At 35.4% G+C, this 3,112-nt stretch carries 1 protein-coding gene and 1 pseudogene; both read left to right on the top strand.

The window, feature by feature from the left end; translation table 11 throughout:
* A pseudogene (locus ACIQZC_RS10315) lies at positions 1-1,371 on the top strand (DNA gyrase/topoisomerase IV subunit A); the annotation flags it as partial.
* Between the two features lie 86 nt (positions 1,372-1,457).
* Positions 1,458-3,112 (top strand): formate--tetrahydrofolate ligase (locus ACIQZC_RS10310; RefSeq protein WP_396139139.1); only part of this gene is annotated, 1,655 nt, incomplete at its 3' end.

The following is a 3,112-nucleotide window of genomic DNA, read 5'->3' as shown; positions in this document are numbered from 1 at the left end:
CAAATTCCAATGATTCGTATTACGCGTTTCGACTCGGATAAAGCGGATGATGCAATTTCGAAATTGGAAGCCGAAATGGAACAAGTGAAATACCATTTGGACCATATTATTGAGTACACGATAGATTTCTTTCAAAGATTAAAAGATAAATATGGAATTGGGCGCGAACGTCAAACAGAATTAAGAAGTTTTGATACTATTGAGGCTACAAAAGTAGTTTTAAGAAATACAAAATTATATGTAAATCGGGAAGAAGGGTTCTTTGGAACGGGTTTAAAGAAAGACGAATATGTAGCTGATTGTTCAGATATTGATGATGTAATTGTTTTCCTTCGCGATGGAAAAATGATGGTAGCAAAAGTGGATGACAAAAAATTCGTTGGAAAAGACATTATTCATATTGCTGTTTTTGATAAAAACGACAAAAGAACAATTTACAACATGATGTATCGTGATGGTAATAACGGTTCTACTTTTATAAAACGCTTCAATGTTTCGGGTGTTACTCGTGATAAATTTTACGATTTAACACAAGAAAATAAAGGTTCCATGGTACTGTATTTTTCTGCCAATCCAAATGGTGAAGCCGAAGTAGTAACGATTTTATTACGTCAAGTAGGTAGCGTGAAAAAACTAAAATGGGATGTTGATTTCACTGATATTGCTATCAAAGGAAGAGCTTCTCGTGGCAATACAGTGACCAAATATCCAATCAAAAAAATTGAGTTAAAAGAGAAAGGAATTTCTACTTTACGTCCAAGAAAAGTTTGGTTTGATGATACGGTACAACGCTTGAATGTAGATGGAAGAGGCGAGTTGTTGGGTGAATTCCGACCAAATGATCGTTTGTTGATTGTGAATCAATCAGGTAAACTAAAAACGATTATTCCAGAATTGACTACGCATTTCGAAGAAGATATGATTGTGTTGGAAAAATGGAATCCAAATAAGCCGGTTTCATGTATTTATTATTGTGGCGAAAAAGATCGTTATTTTGTGAAACGTTTCTTAGTTGAAAACGAAAACAAAGAAGAAATCTTCATTACCGAACATGAAAAATCGCAATTAGAAATCGTTTCAACTGATTGGCGTCCGGTTGCTGAGGTAATTTTTACCAAAGTAAGAGGAATTCAAAAAGAAAATCAAACTATTGATTTAGAGCAATTTATATCTGTTAAAGGGATTAAAGCTTTAGGTAACCAATTAACTATTGATAAGTTGAAACAAATCAATTTATTAGAATCGTTACCGTATGATGAACCGGAAGAAATAGCTCCTGAAGAAATGGAAGTTTCAGATGAAAGTAATCTTTCAGACGACATACAAACCGAATTAGACGAAGACGGTCAGATTACGTTGTCGTTAGAATAAAATATTGACCTGCAAGGTTTCTATAATCTTGCAGGGCTTTTTTATTATTAGAATCACAACTTTTACCCAAATTAAATCACAATAACATGTCTACATTTCCATCAGATATTGAAATTGCGCAAAATGCAAAGATGTCTCACATAAAAGATATTGCTAAAAAAATAAATATTTCAGAAGACGATTTAGAATATTATGGCAAATACAAGGCCAAATTACCGTTACACTTACAACAAGAACATCCAAAAGGAAAACTAATTTTAGTTTCTGCTATGTCGCCAACCAAATATGGGGAAGGTAAAACCACCATGTCTATTGGTTTAACTGACGGATTGAATTATATTGGTAAAAAAGCAATTGCAGTTTTACGCGAGCCTTCTCTTGGACCTGTTTTTGGTTTAAAAGGCGGAGCTGCTGGTGGCGGTTATGTTCAAGTGTTGCCTATGGAAGATATTAATTTGCATTTCACAGGCGATTTTTCGGCAATTGAAAAAGCGAATAACTTGCTTTCGGCGGTAATTGATAATAATTTACAAAACACTAAATATTCCTTAAATCTAGACCCAAAATCGATAGCATGGAAAAGGGTGATGGATATGAATGATCGTTCGTTGCGCCAAATTATTATTGGAGTTGGCGCTAAAGCGAATGGAACCATGCGTGAAGATGGTTTCAATATTACGCCTGCATCAGAAGTCATGGCGATTTTATGCTTGGCGAAAGATTTAGCAGATTTGAAAATACGATTAGGAAATATATTCGTTGGTAAAACCTTGGACGGAAAAGCTATTTTCGCAAGAGATTTAAATGTGGTAGGAGCAATGGCAACGTTATTGAAAGATGCAATTAAACCCAATTTAGTCCAAACCATCGACGGAAATCCAGCTATTTTGCATGGTGGACCATTTGCCAGTATTGCACAAGGAACCAATACGGCTATTGCAACTAAAATGGGATTATCTCTGGGTGATTACGTTGTAACAGAAGCAGGTTTTGGCGCCGATTTAGGCGCTGAGAAGTTTTTGCATATTAAATGCGAACAAAGTGGTTTAAAACCTGATGCGGTTGTTTTAGTTGCAACAATAAGAGCAATAAAACACCATGCGGGATTAGCCGCTGAAGATTTCAAAACAGAAAATGTAAGCGCTATTGAAAAAGGCTTTTGTAATTTAGAAAAGCACATCGAAAACATTCAGAAATTTGGAATCAATCCAGTGGTTTGTATCAACGCTTTTCCAGATGATACTCAGGCAGAATATGACAAGTTAAAAGAACTTTGTGCTACAAAAGCTGTAACAGCTATTGTGAGTACCGCTTTTGTTCATGGAGGAAAAGGTTCGGCCGAAGTGGCTCAAAATGTAGTTGCAGCAATTGAAAGTGGAACTGCAAATTACAAGCCTTTATACCAACCATCTGACAGCATTGAGCATAAAATTAATGTGGTTGCAAAAGAAATTTATGGAGCAAATTCGGTTGAGTTTTCATCAAAATCTAAAGCCCAATTAAAAATGATCAACGATTTAGGTTTTAGTCATTTTTCGGTATGTATGGCAAAAACACCTGCAAGTTTTTCTGATAATGAAAAGTTAATTGGTCGCCCAACGAATTTTGATATTACCGTTCGTGAATTTGAAATTTCTTCTGGAGCTGGTTTTGTAGTACCACTTTTAGGAGATGTTATGCGTATGCCAGGTTTGCCGGCCGTTCCTAATGCTGAACGAATCGATATTGATAATAACGGAGT

The sequence above is a fragment of the Flavobacterium sp. genome (genome assembly GCF_044338735.1).
Classification (GTDB): domain Bacteria; phylum Bacteroidota; class Bacteroidia; order Flavobacteriales; family Flavobacteriaceae; genus Flavobacterium.
The sequence above is the reverse complement of the archived record's forward strand: the minus strand, read 5'-3'. Positions and strand labels throughout refer to the sequence as shown.